General features: G+C 40.1%; 19 protein-coding genes, 4 tRNA genes and 1 pseudogene. 2 read left to right on the top strand and 22 right to left on the bottom strand.

Features of this window, described 5'->3' with window-relative positions; genetic code table 11:
- Positions 1–150: 150 nt before the first annotated feature.
- The 4 genes from PCY08_RS09680 to PCY08_RS09665 all read right to left on the bottom strand — a co-directional run bounded on the left by PCY08_RS09680 (position 151) and on the right by PCY08_RS09665 (position 3,955).
- Positions 151–555 carry a PaaI family thioesterase gene (locus PCY08_RS09680; protein ID WP_301560207.1) on the bottom strand — a complete coding sequence of 135 codons (405 nt, stop codon included), beginning with the start codon at positions 553–555 and terminating at the stop codon, positions 151–153.
- A 69-nt stretch (positions 556–624) separates the two neighbouring features.
- A complete protein-coding gene (locus PCY08_RS09675) occupies positions 625–2,106 on the bottom strand; it encodes a UDP-glucose--hexose-1-phosphate uridylyltransferase (RefSeq protein ID WP_301560206.1) in 1,482 nt (493 codons plus the stop codon).
- On the bottom strand, positions 2,106–2,765 hold the full coding sequence (locus PCY08_RS09670) for an HAD family phosphatase (RefSeq protein ID WP_301560205.1): 660 nt from the start codon (positions 2,763–2,765) through the stop codon (positions 2,106–2,108). Before PCY08_RS09670 ends, PCY08_RS09675 begins: the two co-directional genes overlap by 1 nt.
- Before the next feature lie 11 nt (positions 2,766–2,776).
- Positions 2,777–3,955 (bottom strand): galactokinase, encoded by a 1,179-nt coding sequence (locus PCY08_RS09665; RefSeq protein ID WP_301560204.1) that lies wholly within the window; start codon positions 3,953–3,955, stop codon positions 2,777–2,779.
- Between the two features lie 168 nt (positions 3,956–4,123).
- Between PCY08_RS09665 and PCY08_RS09660 the strand changes: the two genes are divergently transcribed.
- Positions 4,124–5,125 (top strand): LacI family DNA-binding transcriptional regulator, encoded by a 1,002-nt coding sequence (locus PCY08_RS09660; RefSeq protein WP_301560203.1) that lies wholly within the window; start codon positions 4,124–4,126, stop codon positions 5,123–5,125.
- A 216-nt stretch (positions 5,126–5,341) separates the two neighbouring features.
- Here PCY08_RS09660 and PCY08_RS09655 read toward each other — a convergent pair whose 3' ends face one another.
- The 3 genes from PCY08_RS09655 to PCY08_RS09645 form a co-directional block, all read right to left on the bottom strand.
- Entirely contained in the window at positions 5,342–6,379 is a 1,038-nt protein-coding gene (locus PCY08_RS09655) for an alcohol dehydrogenase catalytic domain-containing protein (RefSeq protein ID WP_301560202.1), read from the bottom strand.
- Positions 6,380–6,733, bottom strand: a complete 354-nt coding sequence (gene nmlR / locus PCY08_RS09650) for a stress response transcriptional regulator NmlR (RefSeq protein WP_223140109.1) — start codon at positions 6,731–6,733, stop codon at positions 6,380–6,382.
- 244 nt (positions 6,734–6,977) lie between these two features.
- The gene (locus PCY08_RS09645; RefSeq protein WP_301560201.1) at positions 6,978–7,868 is read right to left on the bottom strand and encodes a cation diffusion facilitator family transporter; all 891 of its coding nucleotides are present in this window, start codon (positions 7,866–7,868) and stop codon (positions 6,978–6,980) included.
- 132 nt (positions 7,869–8,000) lie between these two features.
- Here PCY08_RS09645 and PCY08_RS09640 point away from each other — a divergent pair, with 132 nt between their 5' ends.
- The gene (locus PCY08_RS09640) at positions 8,001–8,534 is read left to right on the top strand and encodes a TetR/AcrR family transcriptional regulator (RefSeq protein ID WP_301560200.1); all 534 of its coding nucleotides are present in this window, start codon (positions 8,001–8,003) and stop codon (positions 8,532–8,534) included.
- Positions 8,535–8,719: 185 nt separating this feature from the next.
- On the opposite strand, the gene PCY08_RS09635 is transcribed toward PCY08_RS09640, so the two are convergent.
- From PCY08_RS09635 to PCY08_RS09560, 15 genes and pseudogenes are all read right to left on the bottom strand, one after another.
- Positions 8,720–9,343, bottom strand: a complete 624-nt coding sequence (locus PCY08_RS09635) for an endonuclease III domain-containing protein (protein ID WP_301560199.1) — start codon at positions 9,341–9,343, stop codon at positions 8,720–8,722.
- Positions 9,340–10,860 (bottom strand): ABC transporter permease/substrate-binding protein, encoded by a 1,521-nt coding sequence (locus PCY08_RS09630; RefSeq protein WP_301560198.1) that lies wholly within the window; start codon positions 10,858–10,860, stop codon positions 9,340–9,342. The genes PCY08_RS09635 and PCY08_RS09630 overlap by 4 nt, the downstream gene beginning before the upstream one ends.
- A complete protein-coding gene (locus PCY08_RS09625) occupies positions 10,853–11,581 on the bottom strand; it encodes an ABC transporter ATP-binding protein (protein ID WP_301560197.1) in 729 nt (242 codons plus the stop codon). Before PCY08_RS09625 ends, PCY08_RS09630 begins: the two co-directional genes overlap by 8 nt.
- On the bottom strand, positions 11,582–12,541 hold the full coding sequence (locus PCY08_RS09620; protein ID WP_301560196.1) for a zinc-binding dehydrogenase: 960 nt from the start codon (positions 12,539–12,541) through the stop codon (positions 11,582–11,584). It abuts the gene before it with no gap.
- Between the two features lie 13 nt (positions 12,542–12,554).
- Complete coding sequence (locus tag PCY08_RS09615) at positions 12,555–13,319, bottom strand: nuclear transport factor 2 family protein (RefSeq protein WP_301560195.1); 765 nt, start codon at positions 13,317–13,319, stop codon at positions 12,555–12,557.
- Between the two features lie 3 nt (positions 13,320–13,322).
- The gene (locus PCY08_RS09610) at positions 13,323–13,772 is read right to left on the bottom strand and encodes a MarR family winged helix-turn-helix transcriptional regulator (RefSeq protein WP_301560194.1); all 450 of its coding nucleotides are present in this window, start codon (positions 13,770–13,772) and stop codon (positions 13,323–13,325) included.
- A gap of 84 nt (positions 13,773–13,856) precedes the next feature.
- Entirely contained in the window at positions 13,857–14,621 is a 765-nt protein-coding gene (locus PCY08_RS09605; RefSeq protein WP_301560193.1) for a protein-ADP-ribose hydrolase, read from the bottom strand.
- Positions 14,606–15,440, bottom strand: a pseudogene (locus PCY08_RS09600) (NAD-dependent deacetylase). The gene PCY08_RS09605 and the pseudogene PCY08_RS09600 overlap by 16 nt, the downstream one beginning before the upstream one ends.
- A gap of 4 nt (positions 15,441–15,444) precedes the next feature.
- Positions 15,445–15,876 carry a pyridoxamine 5'-phosphate oxidase family protein gene (locus PCY08_RS09590; RefSeq protein WP_045763114.1) on the bottom strand — a complete coding sequence of 144 codons (432 nt, stop codon included), beginning with the start codon at positions 15,874–15,876 and terminating at the stop codon, positions 15,445–15,447.
- 150 nt (positions 15,877–16,026) lie between these two features.
- Positions 16,027–16,731: a hypothetical protein gene (locus tag PCY08_RS09585; protein WP_301560190.1), complete on the bottom strand. Its 705-nt coding sequence runs from the start codon at positions 16,729–16,731 to the stop codon at positions 16,027–16,029.
- Positions 16,732–16,879: 148 nt separating this feature from the next.
- Positions 16,880–18,013, bottom strand: a complete 1,134-nt coding sequence (locus PCY08_RS09580; RefSeq protein ID WP_301560189.1) for a DUF4767 domain-containing protein — start codon at positions 18,011–18,013, stop codon at positions 16,880–16,882.
- A gap of 532 nt (positions 18,014–18,545) precedes the next feature.
- Positions 18,546–18,633 (bottom strand) — tRNA-Ser (locus PCY08_RS09575).
- 6 nt (positions 18,634–18,639) lie between these two features.
- Positions 18,640–18,713: transfer RNA gene (locus tag PCY08_RS09570), tRNA-Ile, on the bottom strand.
- Between the two features lie 36 nt (positions 18,714–18,749).
- Positions 18,750–18,820: transfer RNA gene (locus PCY08_RS09565), tRNA-Gly, on the bottom strand.
- Between the two features lie 13 nt (positions 18,821–18,833).
- A tRNA-Phe gene (locus PCY08_RS09560) sits at positions 18,834–18,906 on the bottom strand.
- Between the last annotated feature and the right edge of the window lie 53 nt (positions 18,907–18,959).

Here is an 18,959-nt window from a genome sequence, read left to right as displayed (position 1 = left end):
AAAAATAGGGTGAAAAAACCTTTATTTGTTATGCAAAAAAAATAGAAGATAGGATAGAGAATCACTTTGATGATCTCAATCCTATCTCCTATTCAAATAGTTAGATTACTAACTTAATGACATTGGGCACATGCCTCTTTTTCTTATTTCCTATATCCTCACCTGTCTATCTTCAGATCGTTGTCCTGTGACAAACATGGTAAAGGTTGCTTTGCAGACATTTCGGCCATCTTGGTTGGTGATATCAACATCGACGACACAAGTGGTGCGTCCATGATGGACACATTCCCCCTTGATAGTGAGAAGGTCCCCTAGATTTCCAGCTTTCAGATAGTTGATAGAAGACTGGAGCGTCACCCCATCTAATCCTAGCGAAATCACCACAAGTCCACTGATTTGGTCACAAAGGGTAAATAGATAGCCTCCATGGGCATTCCCATAATAGTTGAGTGAGGAGTCCACTACTTTTGTCGTCACTACAACGTGACCATCTCTCATTTTTTCAATTTCGTAGTTTTCAAAGGCAGATATAGCGTCAAAGTGAAAATCTTTCATACTTTCCTCCTGATATTTCAAACGACACTATGATACTACTTTTCATAAGTCTATGCAAGGGAGAAGCACTTATTCAGGTAAAACTCCAACCTGCTCCACAAAGCGCATAAAGGCAGCCTGTCCTTCTTCTGTTTGCTTGTAAACACCGGCATCTTCCAATACCCGAGCAAAGATTTTACCCACAGATTCTTGGACAATTTCGAGAGCTTGGTCTTTATCAGTCAATCCAGGATGGGATTCCTTCAACTCATCCGCCCATTCTTGGTGATAATCTGCAACTGGAACATCCTCTCCGACTATGTAAGCTGCTACTTGCTCTACTTCTTCCTTCAAGCGTGGTGGCAAAATGGCTAAACCCATAACCTCAATCAAGCCGATATTTTCCTTCTTGATATGTTGGACATCCTTGTGGGGATGATAGATGCCGTCTGGATGCTCTGGAGAGGTTTGATTGTCCCGCAAGACCAAATCCAACTCAAACTGTCCATCTCGTTTACGGGCTATCGGTGTGATAGTATGGTGCGGAGTTCCATTGCTTTCCGCCAAGATCTGCACACTTGGATCTGAGTGCCGACGCCAAGCCAGTAAGATTTTCTCAGCAAGGTTGGTCAAATCGTCTTTTGAATCCGACGTTAATCGAATCACAGACATAGGCCATTGAACAATCCCAGCTTTGACAGATTCAAAACCATCAAAGGTAAAGCTTTTCTGAATAGGAGCCACTTCCATCGGGAATACATGGCGCCCACCTTGGTAATGATCGTGCGTCAGGATGGAGCCACCCACGATTGGTAAATCAGCATTCGAGCCTGCAAAATAACCTGGGAACTGCTCCACAATTGCTAACAAACGCTCAAAACTTTGGCGACTAATAGCCATAGGACGATGCTTGCTGTCTAGGAAAATACAGTGCTCATTAAAGTACGCATAAGGCGAATACTGGAAGCCCCACTCCTGCCCAGAAATATCAAAACGGATAATACGATGATTGCTTCTAGCTGGATGATTGACACGACCATGGTAGCCCTCATTTTCCATACAAAGCTGACATTGAGGATAGTTACTGGATTTAACCAACTTAGCTGCTGCTATCTCTTTTGGATCCTTTTCAGGCTTAGAGAGATTGATAGTAATCTCGAGTTCTCCGTAGTTAGACGGAACACGATAAGCAATATTCTTTGCGATGGCCTTTAGTTTGATGTAGTCATTCTTCTGACTGAGTTGGTAGAAGTCCGCAATCGCCTGCTCTGGTGACTGGGCATAAGTAGCCCAAAAGTCACGATTAAGCTGACTTGGACAAGGGGTTACCAAGTCCATGAGGTCAGCACCGAGAATTTCACGCGCAGCCAGGCTATCTTCAATCGTCCCTAATCGAACCGCTTCCTCGACAAGCTGGTCTTTTAGTTCAATCAAGTTATTTTGATCAGTCTCAACTTCAAGAACTCCATCTCCCACCAGTGCTAAGACGCGATTGCTCAGATAAATACGATCCAACTCTTCAAAGGTGCTTCCTGCAATGACTTTGGTAACAAATTTTTCTACTAAGGTCACTAGAAAACCTCCTTCTTACTTTCTAAATAGTCTCTAACAGCATCCAAATCCTGAAAAACTTGTTCTGTTTTATTTAAGAAAGACTGTGCTGGTATTTTTAAATCTGGAATACAAATAACTGGAATCCCAGCTCTAGATGCCGCTTCAATCCCTGCTTCACTATCCTCTAGTACCAAGCAATTCTCTGGTAAAACGTTCAAATCACTGCAGGCCTTTAAAAATATATCAGGGTATGGTTTGCTTCGCTTTACATCTTTTGCAAAAACTAAATGGTCAAATAGGGATAGTATCCCATTGCTATCCAATATCATTCTAGCTCGAGATTCAACACTTGAAGTTGCTAAAGCGATTGGAACGCCTTCTCTTTGCAAATAAGTAAGCAAATTTTTAGCACCTTTTTTTAAATTTACACCTTGAGCTAAGATTTGAGCTTCCAGTTCATAAACTTTAGCCAAGGTTTGGTCAAAGTTCCAAGGTAAATCATAGGTGTCCAAAAATCGTTGAACATTCTCCTCTTCCCTATATCCACTGTAGTCTCTAGAATAAGTTTCTTCTGTGAAAGGAATTCCAAAATCTCTAAGCAATTCTTGATAAACTTTTAGAGAAATGATTTCAGTATCGGCTAATAAGCCATCTAAATCAAATATTACAGCTTCCATATCCTTCTCTCCTAATCTAAGACGCGAGTTCCACCTGCAACTTCAGCTATATAGAAACTTGGAGCGTAGCCAACGATTTCTTCGTAGTGTTGGCCAACAGCTTCTTTAAAGGATTCAACTGCATCTTTTTGAACCAAGGCAATGGCACAACCACCAAAGCCTGCTCCTGTCATACGAGCACCGAGAACACCTTCTTGAGCCCAAGCTGTATGAACAAGGGTATCTAATTCCAAGCCAGTTACTTCGTAATCGTGCTCAAGCGAAACATGAGATGCATTCATCAAACGACCAAACTTGTCTAAATCTCCTGCTCGAAGAGCTGCTTGTGCTTTAAGGGTACGTTGGTTTTCAAGAACGGCGTGGCGAGCACGTTTCAAACGATTTGCGTCTTTGATTAGGTAGCTGTATTCATCAAAAGCCCATTCATCCAATTCGCCTAAAGTCTGGATATCCAAGGCCACTTGGAGTTCTTCTACCGCTTTTTCACATTCAGCACGACGTTCATTGTACTTAGAATCTGCTAGCTCACGGCGTTTGTTGGTATTCATGATCACAACAACATTGTCCTTTAAATCAAGTGGAACCAAGTCGTATTCTAAAGTATTGGTATCTAGGTAAATAGCTCGTTGGTCTGCCCCCATACCGATAGCAAATTGGTCCATGATACCAGAGTTAACACTGATAAAATTATTCTCTGTCAATTTTCCGATTTTTACTAAATCTAAACGGTCCAATTTTAGGTCAAAGAGATATTCTGCCACGACACCAGTCAAAAGCTCCAAGGATGCCGAAGAGGACAAGCCCGCACCATTTGGGATATTCCCAAAGACATAGAAATCAAAACCTTTGTCAATCACATGACCAGCTTCTTTTAAGAAATGAAGGACACCTTTTGGATAGTTGGTCCAGTTGTGCTCTTTCTCAAACTTAAGGTCAGCAAGAGGCACTTCGATAATGCCCTTATCCTCAAAGTTGGCTGAGTAGAAACGCAAAACTTGGTCATCACGTTTACGAGCAGCCCCATAGGTTCCGAGTGAAATAGCTGCTGGAAAAACATGACCACCGTTATAGTCAGTATGTTCCCCAATCAAGTTGATGCGCCCTGGCGAGAAGAAGGTTTGGTCTGCTTCTTGACCAAAAACAGCAAGGAAATCCTTGCGAAGTGCTTCAGCAGTAAGATGTTGTGTCATATGAATTCTCCTTTTACGAAATATTAGGTAAAAAAGTTTATCCTGTAATCGTTTTCTTCTATTGTACCCAAGGGTTTTGCTTAGGTCAACATTTTTACCGATATTTTACTAAACTATGAGTAAAAAGGAAGAAAAATATGCTATAATAACCTAAAAAGGAGGGGAATTATGGCTACACTCAAAGATATTGCTCAGCTAGCCTCTGTCTCGATCGCAACTGTATCCCGTGTCCTCAATCGCGATCAGAGTCTATCTGTGACAGAAGAAACCAGACATCGTATTTTAACCGTTGCCGAAGAACTAGGCTACACCAAACATCTCAAAACAGGTGAATCACATAAACTTAAACAGAAAATTGCCATCATCCAGTGGGTCAGTGAACAGGGAGAGTTAGAAGATCTCTACTACTACCAGATTCGCCTAGGAATTGAAAATAGAGCTCAAGAATTAGATTACGACATCTTGCGCTATTTTAATGACCAGCCTTTTACGCTTAGCGAAGAAGTCATTGGGATTCTTTGTATCGGGAAATTTAGCCAAGCACAGATTGCCTCGTTTGAAGAATATCACAAGCCCCTAGTTTTCCTTGACAGTGATACGATTGCCCTTGGTCATACCTGTGTCATTACGGATTTCTATAATGCGGTTAGACAGGTGATTGATTACTTTACAGATCATAGGCTTAAAAAGATTGGTATCCTATCCGGTCTTGAAACTACTACTGACCATGAAGAAGTTATCTCAGATAAGCGCTTAGATTACTTTAAATCCTATACGCAAGAAAAGGGAATTTATAACGAGAAATTCATTTTCCAAGGGCTATTTACTGCCCAATCTGGATACGACTTGATGAAAGAGGCTATCGAAAAATTAGGAGATAAGCTTCCACAGGCCTTTTTTGCAGCTAGTGATAGTTTGGCAATCGGTGCTCTTCGCGCTCTTCAAGAAGCCAGCATCAGCATACCAGAGCAAGTCAGCATTATTTCCTTTAATGATACCATTCTAACCAAGCAAGTGTTCCCACCACTTTCCAGTATTACCGTCTACACCGAAGAAATGGGGCGCACAGGAATGGATATTTTGAACAGAGAAGTCCTTCACGGCCGCAAAATTCCAAGCCTTACTATGCTAGGAACTAAACTAACACTTAGAGAAAGCACCTTGCATTAATCACAACAACTGAACATAAAAAATCCTAATAGAGATTCTCAAATCTCTATTAGGATTTTCTTTTTATACTCAATGAAAATCAAAGAGCAAACTAGGAAGCTAGCCGCAGGTTGCTCAAAGCACTGCTTTGAGGTTGTAGATAAGACTGACGATGTCAGTTACCTATATCTACGGCAAGGTGAAGCTGACGTGGTTTGAAGAGATTTTCGAAGAGTATTAATCCATCACAATCATAGACTTGATAGTCTTGCGTTCATCCATGTCTTTATAAGCTTGGTCGATATCTTCCAGTTTATAGCTTGAGGTAAAGACACGACCCGGATTAATATCACCGTCAAGAACAGCTTTTAACAAAACTTGTTTATCATAAGTAGTAACTGAGGCTGCTCCACCCGCCACTGAAATATTTTGGGCAAAGGTTGAACCAAGAGCACGGTTATTGTAATGAGGAACGCCGACAAAACCTAAACGCCCGCCATTATGGAGAACACCGAGAGCTTGGTCGACGGCTGCTTCTGTACCGACACATTCGAGAGCTGCATCTGCTCCACCACCAAGAATTTCTCGCACCTTGGCAATGCCTTCTTCACCACGTTCAGCTACGACTGCTGTCGCGCCTGACTCCAAGGCCATTTGTTGACGGTCTTCGTGGCGACTCATGAGGACGATTTGCGATGCTCCACGCATCTTAGCTGCAATGACAGCACATTGGCCAACAGCCCCATCCCCGATAACGACAACCTTGTCTCCTTTTTGCACATTAGCAACACGCGCTGCGTGGTAACCAGTCGGCATGACGTCAGCAAGTGTCAAAAGTGACTTGAGCATACCTTCGCTATAATCTGAAGGTTGACCTGGAATTTTCACAAGTGCCCAATTGGCAAAGTGGAAACGGATATACTCAGCCTGGACCCCACCTGACCAGTTGGTACCAATATGGCGGTCACAAGTCCCATCATAACCGGCACGACAGGCATCACACTCTCCACAACCATGAGTGAAAGGCGCGATGACAAAGTCACCTGGTTTTACAGTAGTGACAGCCTCACCAACTTCTTCGACGATTCCGAGAGCCTCATGACCACTATTACTATGCCCTTCTTTGATTTCGGGATTACGGTAACTCCAAAGGTCTGAACCGCAAACGCAAGTACGAACAATGCGAATAATAGCATCATATGCTTCTTGAATGCTTGGACGCTTGATTTCCTCAATACCGACCTGACCTGCCTTTGTATATACTGCTGATTTCATTTAAAATTTTCCTTCCTTGTAAAGTTTAATTTTGTGATTTAAGCGATTTAAAGCCACCTGTAACTGAGACAAGCGCTCCTCTAATTTTTTCTTTTCCTCTTCTAAGATACCAAGCCTTTCCTCTCTCGTTTCATCCCCCTCTTGGTAGAGCGACATATAGTCAACTAAACTGTCCACAGAGACACCTGCCGAACGAAAACACTTAATAAATTCCAGAGCCTCAATATCCTGATCTTGAAAATCACGAATCCCAGTTGCAGTACGAGTAATCGGTGGTACAAGACCAACCCGTTCATAATACCGAATCGTATCCGCTGAAATTCCCAACAAATCACTGGCTGATTTAATGTTCACATGCTATCCTCCTCTCATTTTATTCACTGAGTTTAAGCTATTCTAACTCACTTATCTTATTATATAACTTTGAGTTGACTCTAAGTCAAGCATTTGGCATCTAATCGAAAAATTTTTATAATTAGCATTCATGTATATGGAGTTTGTACAATGCTCTTAACTTACCAATCTTTTGAAGTACTTAAATAATAAAGAAAGTTCTCTATTCCAAATAAGATAGTACCCAATCATTTTTCACTTTTTTCTAATGATGATGCTCATAACTCCTCTCCAACTCAAACACCTTTCGCTTATGGGCTTGATGAGTTGCTAGGTCTGCATCAACCTCAATGGTGATATTTTGAAAACCACAATCTTTGAGTAGGGTTCGAATGGATTCTTTACAAACCTCCATCTGTTCAATTTCTTTTAGACAAATATGGACAATGGCATTTTTCTCCAAACCATCCATGGTCCAGAGATTAAGCTGATTGATACTAGCGACATGGTCCAGTTGCTCCAAGTCGCTCTTTACTTGCTTGATATCTACACCTTCTGGCACAGCGTCGAGGAAAATCTTGAGTGTAGACCAAAAACGAGGAATCGCCTTTAACAGAATGAAGAAGGAAATGACAAGAGATAAGAGTGGATCCAGAATATACCAGTCGGTAAATCGCAGAACAATGGCCATTAGGATAACAGCCAGCCAACCCAGAGTATCTTCCAGAAAATGCAGGCTCAAAATAGACTCATTCTTGGTTTTTCCCTTACGAACTACTAGACTCGCCAGCACATTAATGCTAACAGCAATGATTCCTAACCAGAGGATTCCCTCATCATTGACAGGTTGTGGATGAACGAGTTTCGTTATATTTTCCAAGATAACCAGAACAGATCCTGTCATAAGAATCACAGCCGTTACCAAGGCTCCTAAGAGACTAAATCGTTTGTAACCCAAGGTGTAATGACTATCTTCTTCACGATTGGAAATTGTTTCAAGAAAGGCTGATACACCAATTGCGACTGCATCTCCCAAATCATGGACAGAGTCGGCAAGAACAGCACTGGAAGCAAACACTCCACCAGCGATAAACTCGACAATGGCATAACTTAAATTCAAGAAAAAAGCTAACCAAACTGCATATTTTGTCTTCATAATCCTGTTTCCTCTGATATAATAGATTCATGAACATCCTGTTCATTATCATTATCTAACATTCATTACAGAAAGGATAGGGGCAAACTGTTTATTTTGTAAGTTACTGAACAGTTTGTTCAAAGTGTCCATATGACTAGTCAAGATCGTCGCATTACCAAGACACGAAAAGCTATCTATACTGCTTTTTTACAATTATTGAATCAAGAAGATTACGAATCCATCACAGTCCAGGAGATTATTGACCTAGCAAATGTCGGTCGCTCTACCTTCTACAGTCACTATGAGAGCAAGGAATTACTCCTTGACGAGCTCTGTCGTTATCTCTTTCATCATCTTTTTGAACGCGAGGAAAATATATCTACAGAGGCTTATTTAACTCATATCTTTTCACATTTCAAGAAAAACCAGGACCACGTCACCAGCCTCCTTTTCTCTAAAAATGACTACTTCCTCCGTCAATTACAGAAAGAATTGGAACACCATGTCTATCCCATGGTTGCCAAAGACTTACAAGTTTCCTATCCTAATATTCCTACTTCCTACCTCAAACACTTTGTTGTAACTAACTTTATCGAAACACTAACCTGGTGGCTGAAAAAAGGGAAATCTTATAAGGAAGACCAAGTAGTTGGATTTTACTTGGATGTTTTAGAGATGAAGTAGTAAACACAACTATAGATTTCATATCCACTCAAAAGAAAAATACTAGTCGACATTCTATCATTCAAATATTCCATTCACCATGAATATTTTACCTCTACTTTCTATTTATTAATCTGATCAAACTATGATTTTTTAAGCAAGTACATTAACTAAAAAAATTCTAAGACAAGAAGCCTTAGAATTTTTTATCGTAACCAACTTTCGTCTAACTGGCCTTTACTTTTGCTAAAAGCTTTCCCATGCTCATCAATGACAGCATGAATCTCTTGGCATTGTTTGAGAGTGAGTCCTTCCAAGACGTCACTATAAACAGCATGCATTTCACTATAGGTATCAAAGTTTCCAAATCCTAAGCGTCGAAAAAGTCTTCTAGCATATTCATCAGATATAAAAACTGGACGATCAAAAAGATAAAGTAAAAGTGCATCTGCAGTCTCTGGTCCAATCCCTTTTAACTCCAAAAGTTGCTTTCGTAAATCTTCTGTTCCAATCTTAGACAGAACCTCAAAACCACCAACTTCTCTTAACCAGATCAGAAGTCCCCTAATCGTTTGAGACTTTTGCTTAAAAAATCCAGCAGGTCGAATACGTTCCTGTAACTCTTCTAGCGATAAAGCCAGGATACCCTCTACTGTCATGATATCCATAAGACCAGCTAAACCTAACTTGGCATTCTTCTCTGTTGTTCGCTGGATCAGAATAGTCGATACCAAATCTTCCAGCTTGTTATCCGATTGCCACCAATTTTGTTCTCCATAGTGCTTACAGAGTCGCAAAAGAGTTTCTTGTATTTCTTCTTGCCTCATCATTTCTTCAACAATCCTTGTTCCACCAAGAAATCATGTGCAACAGTATAAGCATCCTTACCATCAATACCAACCTGGTAGTTCATCTGACTCATCTGGCTCTCGGTGATTTTACCAGCTAGTTTATTAAGAACAGCTTCCAACTCCGGATGTTTTTCGAGTAATTTAGCTTTCATGAGTGGAGCACCTTGATAAGGAGGGAAGAGGTGTTGATCATCTTCTAAAATTTGAAGTTGGTAACGTTCGATTTCTGGGTCTGTCGAGTAGACTTCCATAATCTGTATATCACCTGCCTTGATCGCATCATAGCGAAGAGCTGGCTCCATTGTTGCCACATTTAGATTCAATCCATAAACAGACTGTAACCCCTTGTTTCCATCCTCACGGTCGTTAAATTCCAACGTGAAACCAGCTTTAAGCTTATCCTGAACTTTCTTGAGATCAGAAATCGTCTTCAGATTATACTCTTTCGCAATACTTTTAGGAACTGCAATCGCAAAGGTATTTTGATAAGCCATGTGATTCAGAAAGACTAGATTGTCTTGTTTCTTTATCCCATCACGCGCGACTTCGAAAACTTCTTCAGAGTCATTGCTGACTTTAGGAGCTGGCTGCAAGAGAGCACCTGTAATAGTCCCTGTGAATTCTGGATAGATATCAATATCACCCTTTTTCAGCGCTTGATAAAGGAAATCTGTCTTCCCAAAGTTAGGCTTGACCGTCACCGTCATATCCGTATTTTCCTCAATGAGAAGCTTGTACATATTCATGAGAATCTCAGGTTCAGGTCCCAACTTCCCAGCTATAACCAGATTTTCTTTCTCTTTATTTGGAATCATGCTTGGAGCATAACTAGCTCCCAAACCAAGCACCATAACAGCAAAGGCTGCAACAATTGTACGCAACTTTGCCTTTTCCAACCATTTGAGAACAACATTAAAGAGAATAGCCAAAATAGCTGATGAGATTGCACCGATTAAAATCAGACTAGCATTCCGACGATCAATTCCCAAAAGGATAAAGGAGCCCAATCCTCCAGCTCCAACAAGAGCAGCTAGAGTTGCTGTCCCAATGATCATAACGGTTGCTGTACGAACCCCCGATACAATGACTGGCATGGCAAGTGGAATTTCAAACTTCTTGAGTCGCTCCCACTTGGTCATTCCAAAAGCAATACCTGCCTCCTCAAGACTAGGATCAATGCCGTTCAAGGCTGTGATTGTATTTTCCAAAATCGGGAAAATAGCATAAATGACTAGAGCTGTAAGGGCCGGTAAGGTTCCAATTCCCATGAAAGGAATAAAGAGACCCAATAAAGCCATTGAAGGAATGGTCTGGAAGATACCCGCAATTTGTAGCACCCAATTCGCCGCTTTTTTGTGGCTATTTAGATAAACCGCAAGTGGGATGGTCAGAAAAATAGCAACCAATAAGGTCAAAAGCGATAATTGTAAGTGTTGACCAAGAGCGGTTAACCATTCCCCAAAACGCTCTTGAAAGGTTGAAATCAAATTAGACATGAAGGCTACCTCCAAATAAGTTTGCTACAAAGTCTGTCGCAGGCGCTTGTAAAATTGTTTCAGGGTCTGCGACCTGACGAATTTCTCCATCCTGCAAAACTGCAATTCGATCCCCTAATTTCAAAGCCTCGTCCGTATCATGAGTAACGAAGATGGTGGTCATCCCGAACTCCTTATGCAAATCCTTGGTGAGAGCTTGCAACTGCTTGCGAGAGATAGCATCCAAGGCTGAAAAGGGCTCATCCATCAGCAAGATTTTTGGTTCCCCAATGATGGCTCGTACAATGCCAATCCGCTGTTGCTCCCCACCAGATAACTCGTTTGGTAACCGATGAGCATACTCTGCAGCAGGCAGGCCTACCTTGTTCAAGAGTTCTTCTGTTTTAGAAGCGATTTGCTCTTTGCTCCAGCCCTTCATCTCAGGAATGAGAGCTATATTTTCCGCAACCGTCAAGTTAGGAAATAGGGCAATAGCTTGGAGGACATAGCCGGTACTGAGACGTAACTCCCGTTCATTATAGTCCTTGATGCGTTTTCCATCCATATAGATATTGCCATCTGTCGGCTCCAAGAGTCGGTTCACCATCTTAATCATGGTGGTCTTACCAGATCCTGAAGGACCCACTAGCACCATGAATTCTCCATTTTCAATACGGAGATTGACATCTTTTAAAATATTTTTATCCGTGTAGCGCAAGGCTACATGTTTGTATTCAATCATTTAATCTACCTCATTTTTCACGATCACTTTACCAAAAGAATGGCTTCCTTCCAGATAAGCATGCGCTTCCTGAATTTGGTCAATCTTATAAACTTTTTCAGGCCCTACATCTACACGATACTGCTCGACAAAATCTACCAAAGCCTGAAGCTTATCTTGAGACACATTGCCAGAAGCAAAGGTCGTCAAGTAGAGATTGCGAGAGAGCATCTCGATCGGATCAAAGTCTGGAACAGTCCACTGACCACCTAGTAGGCCACAAGAACAGATAATCCCACCTTCTGCTGTCCGCACAAAAGTATCGAGAATAGCACTTGGACCAACAAGATCCAAAACCTTATCGAACTGCTCTTTCGTGTGCAAGACACCATCCTTCTCCAAAATCACCTGATCAAATCCGACTGCCTTTAACTGCTCTTCTTTAGCTAGATTTCGGCTAGTTCCTGCCAGGTGAATATTAGGAAATTTCCCTTTCAGCAGTTTAGCAAAGGCAATCCCTACACCACTGGTTGCTCCGCGAACTAACACGCTATCTTGCTCCTCAATCTTAAGGTTAAGAAAAGAGCCAAATGCCGTGTAATAGGTTTCCGGAAGGGCAATCAAGCTTCCCAAATCAAGTTCTGTCTTGATTGGATAAATTTGCTCATTGGGAAGAAGGGTATACTCTGCATAGCCTCCATCAAAGGCACGCCCCATCTCCCCCATAATGGAAATGATTTGCTGGCCAATCTTCAAATCCGGTCGTGTCGTTTCTTCCACAAGACCAACACACTCAATCCCTAACACACGAGGAAATTTCACAGATGGAGACTCTCCCTTACGGGTAAAAATTTCACTATGGTTGATGCCAAATCCTTGGATTTTCACCAGGGTCCAACCTGCCTTCAGGACTGGTTTTGGTCGTTCGATAACTTCTAATACCTCTGGTCCACCTGGAGTGCTCACCACAACTGCTTTCATAAGATCCCCCTTTTTAAAACTTCCCTCTATTGGTCAAGTCTTCTACCTTAGGCATCACTTCCTTATTATCCCAATGTTCAACAATTTTTCCATTCTCTAAACGGAAGATATCGTATTGAGCATAGGCAACGCCATCAATCAATACCTGACCATAACTCACTGCAAAATTTCCTTGCGTCAAGAGTTGGAAAACAAAGTCATAGGTCACATCGTGCTCTCGTACGTATTCCTTATAAGCTTGGCTTCCTTGCCCAATCTCATGATTATGCTGGATCAAATCCTCTGCCACAAAGTCTTCCCATTGATCGAGCTCCTTGTTTTGGAAAATTTCTGTCAAGAAACGACGGACTAATTTTTTATTTTCCGCTATCTTCTCCAAATCCCTGATTTCAAAATCTCCAAAGATCTGATCTAGTTGTCCATTTTCAGGTGTGCGATAGTAGTCAATAACGTCCCAATGCTCAACGATGCGACCATTTTCATCTGCACGGAAGGTATCCGTTGTCACCCATTGGGCTTCTCCACCGTTAAGGTATTGGTGCACATGAACAAAGACCAGATTTCCATCTTCAATGGTACGAACAATCTTGATTTCACGTTCTGGATGGCGTTTGAAAAAGTCCTCAAAGAAAGCAGCAAAGCCTTCTTTCCCATCCGGCACTCCTGTCGAGTGTTGGATATAGGTATCCCCTACTGAACTTGCTTGTGCTTCTGCTACACGCCCATCTTGAATAGCATGAAGGTAAAGATTTTGCGCGTTTTGTGCTTGAAGAGACATGATTTATTCCTCGTTTTCTTTTTTCTTTAAATTATGAATAATACGCTCTTGATAGGCTTCAAATTCTCGGATTTCTTGATCAGAAAATCCTTGGTAGAAAATCTCACCTAGTTCTTTGCTGACACGGTCACCGATTTCTTTTTGCGCCCAACCGAGGTCTGTCAAAGAGATATATTTTTTCCTTTTATCCTGCGTGCAAGGTTGAATCGTGACCAAGCCTTGTTCTTCCAATTTCTTAACCATACTGGTCAATGTATTATTGGCTAGCCCCGTCGCAAGAGCGATATCGGTCGCTGTAGCGCACCCCAACTCTTGCTTCCACAAAATCGTTAAAATTTTTCCCTGTTCACTTCTGTATTGAGCATCTGGTTCCTTGCTCAAGAGTTTTTGAAAGATACGCCCGTTTAACAAACGAATCTGTAGAGCTTGGTAGCCCCCTAACATCTTGTCCATTTTGTCTCCTTTTTTTCTATATCGAAGTTTTCAATTATTATAACACTCTTAATTACATCTGTCAACTATTTCGATATCGAAATATTATTTTTTTAATAAATCTGCGTAAATCGCGTAATCCAGATCTTTAAAAACATTGAATACAACTATCATATCAGGGTGTTTTTTCTGAAACTGTAAAACCGTCTCTATCGCAATCTTGGCTGCCTCTTCATTTGGAAAACGAAATTCTCCTGTTGAGATACAACAAAAGGCCAAACTTCTCAGACCTTTTTCATAAGCTAAGTTCAAACACTCTTCGTACGACGAGGTTAACTGTCGTCTTTCCAAATCGGTCACTTCTTCATAGATAATAGGGCCCACTGTATGAAGAACATAGCGCGAAGGTAAGTTGTAGGCCTTGGTCATCTTTGCCTGACCTGTAGATTCATCCCTTCCTTGCTCTTGCATGAGCTCATGACACGCTAGACGCAGTTCAACTCCTGCAGCTGTATGAATAGCATTGTCAATACACGAATGATTAGGTACAAAACAACCTAAAAGCTTACTGTTGGCCGCATTGACAATGGCATCAACCGCCAGACGAGTAATATCGCCTTGCCACAGGTAGAGATTAGGCCGAATGGGAGTTAAGTCTCTCAAGTCTACAACTCCTTTTTCTAATAGTTTTTCTTGTAAATAACGGTCTTGTTGGGAGAGAAAGTCGGCTGTCACTGGTGCTGGATAGCGGACATTTTGAAGAGCTCGATATAAAACTTCTTGCTCCTCTACCTTTTCAGGAATCTCTAGTTCTGTCAATCCTTGCTCGCTTTTTAAAACATCAATCAAATATTCTAGTCTGCTAGCCATTGTTGGAGTACCTCCCTCATATCATCTTTTATAGAAATTGTTTTTTCTTTTGGAGTACCAAAGCCTTCAAGATCATCACGATTGAGACGAATCAAATGAGCCTTTGGAAATACCGCTGTCATTTTCTCAAAAGGATAGCGAATGATGGTCGGCGTATTGTAACCGACACCCAATTCTAAGAAGACAACCTTTTGATCTTCTATCCCTTCCAAAAATCTTTGATAGGCTTCATAAGATTCCTCCCAAGTCTCATCTTGAACAAAATCCTGGTCTACACGTAAATGCATGGTCATTGGCGCCCCACAATGAGGACAATACGGTATCAAGTCGGTTGGAATTTTCAAGTCCTTGATTTCTTTTAGCAGCTCCATGACAGCTCCTTCATTATCAAAGACTTGCTGGCGACAAGGGACGGAACATTGCCACTCTCCGTAGTTGCCCTGTACTTCAAAGAAACGTTCCGGAGCAAATCCTGTCTTCATAAACTGCCCATCTACATTGGTCGTAATCACAAAATAATCCTTGTCCTTTACCAAGTCGAAAAGATCTCTATAAAGTGGAAGTCCATCCGGTTGGTAACGATTATGATAGATATGTTTGGCCCAATAGCCCCAGCGCTCTTCAAGAGCCTCAAAAGGATAAAAAGCTGCAGAATACATGTCCTGCATGCCATAACGAGCAATATAATCTTTTAAAAAAAACCTGAAAACGTGACCCTGAGTAGGTTAAACCCGCCACTGCAGATAAACCAGCTCCTGCTCCAATCACAACCTTATCTGCTTCTTCAATAATTTTCTTTGCTTCTTGAATCTTTGTCATCTTATCATACCTCAATTTCAAATCTTGCTTGGTAGGGAGGCAATTGTGTCAAATCATAAAAGCCTCCTACTGCTTTTTTAAAACGAAAGACTTGTAAGTGACTTCGTCCCTCTTCTGTCGGATAAATCTCATACATATATGGATTAGCTTCCAACAACTCTTCAAGATGCTCTTTTCCAATCCACTCCACCTGACCCGTTAAGGAAATGGATTTACGGTCCATGGTTCCTGCTCCTTGAGTCATCCCTGTCAACGCTACACGTCCATCTTCCTTAAGACGCTTGTAGAGGGGTTTAAAATCAGCTGTCAAAAAATAGACTGTTTTCCCATCCTCCCACATCATATCCATGACAGCTGTATGCGGATGTCCCGTTTCATCAACCGTTGCCACTACAACTGAATGAATCTCTTCGACTAGTACTTTCAAATAATCCATTATATAACACCATGTCTTTCTTTGAATTTTAGTTCCATATCGAACTTTATGAAACAATTGTAACTCTTTTTATTACACCTGTCAACTATTTCGATATCGAAATAATAAAAACTTTCTACTCAAAAGTAGAAAGTCATCATTTTTATAAAATCAAACATGAATCACATCTGAATCATTCCTCTTTAAGAAACTACTATGAACCAGATAAGGACCATACTTAGAATTTTGACTATAAACCAACCATAAGGGAATGATAAAAATTTTTATAAAATATAGTAAACAAAAGAGTAGGAAAAGACTAAAACTAAGATTCCTTAATTCAAAAAAATAAAGATAAAAGAAAATTAAAGCATTTAATAGAATATTAACCCCCGTAGCAAAACTAGCTGATAAGATATTCGTCTTGATCTGAGAATTAAAGAGTTTGACAGCAAATAAAGCCAATAAAGAAATATTATAGACACAAATTGGCTTGTAATCATGACGATAAAAAACTAAACATTTATTGTTATAAAAATTAATCCCACTACTAAAATTACTCGCCTTGTTAATCCAAACGTGCGAAACTCCACTAATATCAGTCCAAGGAACAAATAAAGCTAATCTTCTAAGATAAATCCCTTTTGGAGATATAGAAAATTTCCAAGGGCAAAGAAAGTTAATGCCAATACCAACTAAAATTAATAAAAGAAGGCAATACACTAACTGTGTTTGATGAAAGCTAAAGGCGTAATTAAATATAGTAAATTCTTGAATTCCTCGCCCAGCAATTTGATAGACAACAAAAAGATATAAAACAACTATAAATAGAACAAATCTATAATAAATACTAGGAAACTTCACAATTTTTGGCATATATTCTCCTTACTGATAAAGTCATCATTGAATGACACTTTTCTATCTAACTTAACACAAGTATACCATTAAACACTCAAAAAGGATAAAAATGGAAGAAAGAGATTTTTATAAAAAGAGCTTGGCCAAGACCAAACTCTTCATTTTTCTACTCTTCCTCAACTAAGCGCTTAAACTCTGCTTGGATCTCTGTATTCTCTGTCGGTTTTAAGTACATGACCCCACCATTTGTTGTTGGTGAATGAAAAACAATCGCTTCCCCTGTATCAGTTATCGCAAAAAAGTAGCTGTGCACGTCTGGGTATTTATCCCAATTACTATAGCGCTCCACAATTCGATACTTAGCGTTACCTAAACCTGTATCTGTGTATTCGGCATTCATTTTCTCGCTTGGTCCATCTCCAAAGGTATAGAGATTATCCGCACCAACATCACCACCAGAAATTCCTTTTTTGTAATTAGGTTGACCAAGTCTTTCGCCCCATCCTTTAATGAAGGCTTCTAATTTTGCAGATTTGCTTGCATTCCAAGGAGCTTTTTGTCTATCCTCGGATATAGAAGAGCTAGTCGAAGTTTCAAATTTTTGCCAATCAAAACCTCTTAAATCAATTTGATCCGATTCAGTTTTTCCAAAATTAGATCCAATATAATTAGTCTCTATTTGAAATTCTTTTTCCTGAAGTTTACTAGCCCCCTTTTGCTTTTCATTTAACTTATAAAGAGTCCCATAACCTTTACCAGTTCCTGACGACCAACTTAATTCAAGAATCTCCCCACCTTGATAAATAATTGACGCATTCCTAACTCCACCATGTCCTGCAGCAAATCCTTCTGCTAAAAGCACAGGTTTACCTTCTTGTAAAGAGTACACTCCAGTTAAAAAGTATTTTCCACTTAAATTAAGATCCGCAACAAGTAACTCCTCAACACCATCATCATTTAAATCAACAAAGGAGTAACGCATATCATCTGAACGATTTATAGTATTTTCAATAGACCAACTATTGATAGGACGTTCAGTAGCTTTTAAACTTTGATAAAGATTTGAAATTGCAGTTGAATCATTCGAAGTAGAAAATATTTTTTGGTAATCATCAAAAACTGACTTGTACAAATCTTTATAATCTTTCTTAGACTCCCCAGACTTTATCTCGTTACTAGTAGTTGAAGTAGATAAACTAACATCTTTACTAGAAAACTCAGAATTTTGATTACTACAACCAACTGTAAAAAAACTAAATATAAGAATAAACAGACTTCCTACTATACTTCTATTACCCATAAAAAACTCCTCTTGAAATGAATGGTGACCATAGCTTTGCTTACATTATATCAAATATTTGAGAGTTTCGATAAGATAAAAAAAACTTATATATACAAATACTAAGTAAATAAAATCTATAATTCTTATATTCGATACACCTTCAATAAATACTATGTAGCTAAATATAATGTAGAGAAATCTCATAGGCCCTATAACAAGAGAGATTAACCATTATTTAAAGCTAACCTATAATACAGTTAAATGATTATTCAAGCTTACAGGAAATTAAATAAAAGACTATTGACGCATTGAAACAATAAAATATAAACGAAAGATAGAAGCTAGGAAAAGTCACGAAATCATTAAACAATACTTTTATACTCCGTGACTTTAATAATATTAAACCAAAATCTTCCTAAATTTGAAAACAAAAAGAGCGAACCATTTTGTTTCGCTCCAGATAGTAACAATTCATCACTCGACCACAGTTGCCAAAGAAAGAAAATTTGATAATTAAAGGCACAAAAAAAGAGCTAACAAGCTCTAATTACGGAGAATAAGGGATTCGAACCCTTGCGCCAGTTACCCGACCTAACGATTTAGCAAACCGTCCTCTTCAGCCTCTTGAGTAATTCTCCTATTAATGGGCACGAGTGGACTCGAACCACCGACCTCACGCTTATCAGGCGTGCGCTCTAACCACCTGAGCTACGCGCCCAAGTTAAAAAACTTGGTAAATGAACTAAATGTTCAAAGCGGGTGACGAGAATCGAACTCGCGACAACAGCTTGGAAGGCTGTAGTTTTACCACTAAACTACACCCGCATAAAAACAAATATGGCGCGAGACGGAATCGAACCGCCGACACATGGAGCTTCAATCCATTGCTCTACCAACTGAGCTACCGAGCCTTATTGCGGGAGCAGGATTTGAACCTACGACCTTCGGGTTATGAGCCCGACGA

The sequence above is a fragment of the Streptococcus sp. SO4 genome (genome assembly GCF_030440055.1).
Lineage (GTDB): Bacteria > Bacillota > Bacilli > Lactobacillales > Streptococcaceae > Streptococcus > Streptococcus nidrosiense.
Note: the sequence above shows the minus strand (reverse complement) of the source record. Positions and strands in the feature narration are given on the sequence as shown.